Raw genomic sequence first — 5,566 nt, 5'->3', positions numbered from 1 at the left:
GGTCTCCACCTGGTGGGACGGCAGCTTTCCCGCGCGAAGGCGCCCCAACTGCCGCTGCCGCCAGTAGCTCAGCGACAGCCCGCCGGGCCGCCTCCGCAAGCACGGCCCGCCGGGCCGGCCCCGCACCCCGGCCGCCGTCCTGCGCGCCGTCCCCTGGCGCCATGACCTGCCGGCCTCGCTGGTGGTGTTCCTGGTCGCCCTCCCGCTCTGCGTCGGCGTCGCCGTCGCCTCCGGCGTCCCGGCCGAACTCGGGCTGGTCACCGGGATCGTCGGCGGCCTGGTCGTCGGCCTGCTGCCCGGCAGCAGCCTCCAGGTCAGCGGCCCCGCCGCCGGACTGACCGTCCTGGTCGCCGACGCCGTCCAGCGCTTCGGCGCCGGCGCGCTCGGCCTGCTGGTGCTCGCCACCGGCCTGCTCCAGCTGGCGATGGGCGCCCTGCGGCTCGGCCGCTGGTTCCGGGCGATGTCCGCCTCGGTGGTGCACGGCATGCTGGCCGGCATCGGACTGACCCTGGTGTTCGGCCAGCTCTACGCGCTCGCCGACCGCCGCGCCCCCGCCACCGGGCCGGAGAAGATCGCCGGACTGCCCGCCCTCCTGGGCGACGTGCTGACCGCCGCGGCCAACCCGAGCGCGGTCGCCCTCGGCCTCGGCACCCTGCTGGTCCTGGTCGGCTGGAAGTACCTGCCGGAGCGCGCCGCCCGGGCCGTCCCCGCCCCGCTGGCCGCCGTCGGCCTGGCCGCCGCCGTCACCGCGGTCGCCGACCTGCCGGTGGCCCGGATCCGGGTGGCCGGACTGTTCGACGTGGTGCACCTGCCCGACCGCGAGTCGCTGACTGCTCTGGCCGGCACCGCCGGGCTCGGCACGGTCGTCGCCTTCACCCTGATCGCCTCCGCCGAGACGCTGTTCAGCGCCGCCGCCGTCGACCGGATGCACCACGGCCCGCGCACCCACTACGACCGCGAACTCACCGCCCAGGGCGTCGGCAACACCGTCTGCGGACTGCTCGGCGCGCTGCCGATGACCGCCGTGATCGTGCGCAGTGCCACCAACGTCCAGGCCGGCGCTCGCACCAAGGCCTCGCGGGTGCTGCACGGCGGCTGGCTGCTGCTGTTCACCGCGCTGCTGCCCGGCGCGCTCGGGCTGGTGCCGCTCACCGCGCTGGCCGCCGTCCTGGTGCACGCCGGCGCCAAGCTGGTGCCGCTGCGCCGGATCGTCGCGCTCTGCCGCGGGCACCTGGGCGAGGCGCTGGTGCTGGTGGTGACGGCGGCCGCGATCATCGCCACCGACCTGTTCGAGGGGGTGCTGATCGGCGTCGGCCTGGCGGTGGCCAAGTCCGCCTGGCAGACCTCGCACCTGCAGATCGCGGTGGAGGAGCAGCCGCAGCCGACCGGGGAGGCGCTGCACCGGGTGCGGCTGAGCGGCAACGCCACCTTCCTGCGGCTGCCCCGACTGCTGGACACCCTGGAGCGGCTGCCGGCGGACCGGCCGGTGGAGCTGGACTGGTCCGGGCTGCGCCACCTGGACCACGCCTGCACGGTGGCGCTGGTCTCCTGGGCCGCCCAGCACCGGGCCCGCTCCACCGCGCCGCTGGCGGTCGACCCGCCGCTGCCTGGCGTCGCCTGAGGTCAGGAGGCAGGCTCTAGCCTGGTCGCTGGTTCGGGTCGGCCCGGACCAGCGACCCGTGTCGTCCAGCACAAGGAGCGCAGAGCCGTGATCGCAGCTTTTTCGGTGACCCCGCTGGGGATCGGCGAGGACGTGGGGGAGGCGGTGGCCGCCGCCGTCCGGGTGGTGCGGGAGAGCGGTCTCCCGAACCGCACGGACGCGATGTTCACCAGCATCGAGGGGGAGTGGGACGAGGTGATGCCGGTGATCAGGGCGGCGATCGAGGCGGTGAAGGCGTACGGCAACCGGGTGAGCACGGTCATCAAGATCGACGACCGGGCCGGGGTCACCGACGGCCTCACCGCCAAGGTCGCCTCGGTCGAGCGGCACCTGGCCGCCGGGGGCCCGTCGGACCGCTGAGGGACCGTCGGACCGTTGACGACCGACGGACCGTCAGGTGGGCTTCTCCGGAAGCTGGTTGGCTCTGGCCGGCCGATCAGACCGTCGGCGTCGGCCGGATCGCCGGCTCGGCCGCGGCGGCCGGCGGCCTGCGGGTGAGCAGCCGGTCCAGGGCGTACGGGCCGGAGCCGAGCGTCGCGATGGCCAGGAAGGCCCAGCAGAACAGCACCGAGGGCTCGCCCCCGTTCTGCAGGGGCAGCAGGGCGTGCTCCTGGTGGACGGTGAAGTAGGCGTAGGCCATCGAGCCGGAGCAGAGCAGGGCGGCCACCCTGGTGCCGGCGCCGAGCAGCACCAGGGCGCCGCCGACCAGCTGGATCAGCGCGGCCCACCAGCCGGGCCACTGGCCGAGCGGGACGGTGCCGCCGCCCTTGGCGCCGCCGAGCACGCCGAACAGCGAGGCGGCGCCGTGGCAGGCGAAGAGCAGGCCGACGACGATCCGAAAGGCCGTCAGCACGACGGGTCTGGCGGCGTCGGCGGCCTGCCGGGGGTGGTTGGGGCGGTGTGCGGGCATGCGAAACGCCTCCTGTGGGGGAAGGAGGTGGATGGGAGCGGTAAGGGTAGACTTGGTCTAGTCCACTTGGCAATGCTCCGTCAGAGATCAGGTCTGGACCAATAGTTGCTCTTTCTTGACCGCTCGGTCCAGAAAGGGCTACTGTTCCCGGCATGGCGCGAACGAAGGAATTCGACCCGGACGCGGCGCTGCAGGCGGCCCTGGAGCTGTTCTGGCAGCGCGGCTACGAGGCGACGTCGATGGCCGACCTGGTCGAGCGGCTCGGCATCGCCCGGGCCAGCATCTACGCGACCTTCGGCAGCAAGCGCGAGCTGTACCTGCGGGCGCTGGAGCGCTACTGCGAGCAGAGCGACTCGGCACGGCTGCTCGACCTCTCCCGGCCCGGCCCGGCGCTGCCGGCGGTCAGGGCGCTGGTCCGCCGGTACGCCGTGACGGACGAGGAGGAGGGCCGGCGCGGCTGCTTCGTCACCAATACGGCGGTGGAGCTGGCCCCGCACGACCCGGCGGCGTCCCGCCGGGTGGAGGCGAGCCTCGACCGCCTGGAGACGCTGCTCACCGCCGCCCTGGCGCGGGCCGCCGCGCAGGGCGAACTGCCCGCCGGGCGGGATCCGCGGACGCTCGCCCGGATGCTGGTCGTGCTGCTGCAGGGCATCCGGGTGGTGGGCAAGACCGCCGACGGCGCGCCCCGGGCGCGGGATGCCGCCGAGCAGGCGCTGGCACTGCTGGACTGACGCCGGCCGGCCCGGGCCGGCGTCTTTTTCGGGGCTCATTCTTGACCGAACGGTCTTTATAGAGGGGAGGGTTTTACATGGCCGTCATCACTACCGGCCGGTACGGCTTCGCGCTGCTCGGTGTCGTCCAGGCAGTGCTGATCTTCACGATCATGATCCTGACCGTGCCGCTGCCGCTGGTGGCGCGGGAGTTCGGGCTCGGCCCGTCCGGGGTGCTGCTGCTCAGCGCCGCCTACGGGCTCTCCTTCAGCTCCCTGCTGCTGCTCGGCGGCCGCTTGACGGACCGCCACGGCGGCCGCCCGGTGCTCCGCGCCGGCCTGGCGCTGCTCGCCGCCGCCTCGATCGCCTGCGCCCTCGCGCCCGGCTACCCCGTCCTGCTGGCGAGCCGCTTCGTGCAGGGCGTCGGCGCCGCCCTCACCGCCCCGGCGGCGGTCGCGGTGGTCCGGGTGCTGCACCCCGAACCGGCTGCCTACCGGCGGGCGATGGCCACCTGGGGCGGTCTGTCGGTGCTCGGGGCCACCGTCGGCAGCGTGGTCTCGGGCGCGGTCGCCGCGGCGGTCTCCTGGCGCTGGCTGTTCGCGGTGCCCGTACTGGTCGCCCTGCTCGGCCTCGTCCGTTCCGCGGCCCTGCCCGCGGCCGCCCCGGTCGGCACCCGCCCGGCGCTGGACCTGAGCGGTGCCGCCCTCGCCACCGCCGGTGTCTGCACGGCGAGTTACGCTCTGGTGGCCTCCACCGAACACGGCTGGCGCAGCCCCGGGACGTACGGCCCGCTGGTCGCCGGGGCGCTCCTGCTGTCGGCCTTCGCCGCCGCCGAACGCCGCACCGCCGACCCGCTGCTGCCGCCCGGCTTCCTCGCCGACCGGCGCCGGGCCACCGCGCTCGCGGCCGTCATGGCCACCGCCGCCGGCACCGCGCTCACCTTCGTCCTGCTGTCGCTCTACCTCCAGCAGCTGCTCGGCTGGAGCGCCGCGGCCACCTCCGCCGCCTTCCTGCCGTACGCGGCCGTCCTGCTGCTCTCCAGTCGGCTCGCCGGCCCGCTGAGCGTCCGGTACGGCCCGGTGGCGGTCACCGCCGGCGGCCTCGCCCTGGCCGCCGCCGGACTCGGCCTGCTGGCCGGGCTCGGCCCCGGCAGCGGCTACGCCCTCGGACTGCTGCCCGGACTGCTCCTGCTGCCCGCCGGCGCCGCCGCGGCCTTCGCCGGTGCGACCGTGCTCGCCACCGGCGGGGTGCCGCCCGAGCGCACCGGACTGGCCGCGGGAGTGTTCAACACGGCCATGGAACTCGGCCCCACCGCCGGACTGGCCGCCCTGATGGCGCTCGCCGCCACCCGCCCGAGCGTGGTCGGCGGCTACGCCGCGGCCTTCGCGGCGGCCGCCGTCGGGCTGGCGCTCACCGCCGTCGCGGTCGCCGCCCTGCCCCGGACCATCAGCCCCACCAGCCCCACCGCAACCGAACACGCCGACCGCATCAAGGAGTTCACCTCATGACCACGCGTTTCGCCGACAAGTCCGTCCTGGTCACCGGCGCCGGCAGCGGCATCGGCCGGGCCATCGCGCTCGCCTTCGCCCGTGAGGGCGCCCGGGTCGCGGTCGCCGGCCGCGGCGCGGGCCCGCTCGCCGGGACCGTCGAGCTGATCGAGCGGGCCGGCGGCAAGGCGGTCGCGCTCACCGGCGACGTGACGAACGCCCAGGACGCCGCCCGGCTGGTCCGGGAGGCCGTCGAGCTGTTCGGCGGCCTGGACGTCGCCGTCAACAACGCCGGAGTGTTCGGCGCCGCCGGCCCGGTCGCCGACATCGACGAGGCCGAGTGGCAGCGGGTGATCGGCGTCAACGTCACCGGAACCCTGCTCGCCATGCAGGCGCAGATCGCCCACATGCGGGCCCACGGCGGCGGCGCGATCGTCAACGTCTCGTCCAACCTCGGTGCCCACAAGCGGATCGCGGGCGTCGGCGCCTACGCCGCCAGCAAGGCCGCGGTCACCGTGCTGACCCGGGCCGCCGCCCTCGACCACATCGCCGAGGGCGTGCGGATCAACACCGTCAGCCCCGGCGCGGTGGACACCCCGATGTCCTCCCGGCCGGGCGAGGACGCCGAGGCCAAGGCCGAGCGGATGAGGGCCGAGGTCCCGGTCGGCCGGGTCGGCGCGACGGAGGAGGTGGCCGCCGCGGTGCTGTACCTGGCCTCCGACGAGGCGGGCTACACCGTCGGCAGCGACCTGGTGCTGGACGGCGGCTCCTCCGCCTGACCCGCCCCTCCGCCGGGCAG

The 5,566-nt window shown here is 75.4% G+C and carries 6 protein-coding genes; 5 read left to right on the top strand and 1 reads right to left on the bottom strand.

All coding sequences use genetic code 11. The annotated features are described in order from the left end of the window. Window positions 1-181 precede the first annotated feature (181 nt). Window positions 182-1,621 (top strand): SulP family inorganic anion transporter, encoded by a 1,440-nt coding sequence (locus ACIQOV_RS25155; protein ID WP_401052043.1) that lies wholly within the window; start codon window positions 182-184, stop codon window positions 1,619-1,621. An 87-nt stretch (window positions 1,622-1,708) separates the two neighbouring features. Further along, complete coding sequence (locus ACIQOV_RS25150; RefSeq protein WP_375875015.1) at window positions 1,709-2,020, top strand: MTH1187 family thiamine-binding protein; 312 nt, start codon at window positions 1,709-1,711, stop codon at window positions 2,018-2,020. A gap of 76 nt (window positions 2,021-2,096) precedes the next feature. Here the strand turns inward: ACIQOV_RS25150 and ACIQOV_RS25145 are convergent, their stop codons facing one another. Further along, window positions 2,097-2,570 carry a DoxX family protein gene (locus tag ACIQOV_RS25145; protein WP_401052039.1) on the bottom strand — a complete coding sequence of 158 codons (474 nt, stop codon included), beginning with the start codon at window positions 2,568-2,570 and terminating at the stop codon, window positions 2,097-2,099. 152 nt (window positions 2,571-2,722) lie between these two features. Here ACIQOV_RS25145 and ACIQOV_RS25140 point away from each other — a divergent pair, with 152 nt between their 5' ends. From ACIQOV_RS25140 to ACIQOV_RS25130, 3 genes are all read left to right on the top strand, one after another. After that, window positions 2,723-3,301 carry a helix-turn-helix domain-containing protein gene (locus ACIQOV_RS25140; RefSeq protein WP_359912446.1) on the top strand — a complete coding sequence of 193 codons (579 nt, stop codon included), beginning with the start codon at window positions 2,723-2,725 and terminating at the stop codon, window positions 3,299-3,301. Between the two features lie 77 nt (window positions 3,302-3,378). Further along, window positions 3,379-4,788 (top strand): MFS transporter, encoded by a 1,410-nt coding sequence (locus tag ACIQOV_RS25135; RefSeq protein ID WP_401052036.1) that lies wholly within the window; start codon window positions 3,379-3,381, stop codon window positions 4,786-4,788. After that, window positions 4,785-5,546: an SDR family NAD(P)-dependent oxidoreductase gene (locus ACIQOV_RS25130; RefSeq protein WP_401052033.1), complete on the top strand. Its 762-nt coding sequence runs from the start codon at window positions 4,785-4,787 to the stop codon at window positions 5,544-5,546. The genes ACIQOV_RS25135 and ACIQOV_RS25130 overlap by 4 nt, the downstream gene beginning before the upstream one ends. Window positions 5,547-5,566: the final 20 nt, after the last annotated feature.

Source organism: Kitasatospora sp. NPDC091257 (genome assembly GCF_044757675.1).
Taxonomy (GTDB): domain Bacteria; phylum Actinomycetota; class Actinomycetes; order Streptomycetales; family Streptomycetaceae; genus Kitasatospora; species Kitasatospora lactacystinica.
This window is presented reverse-complemented; position numbering and strand designations above follow the sequence as displayed.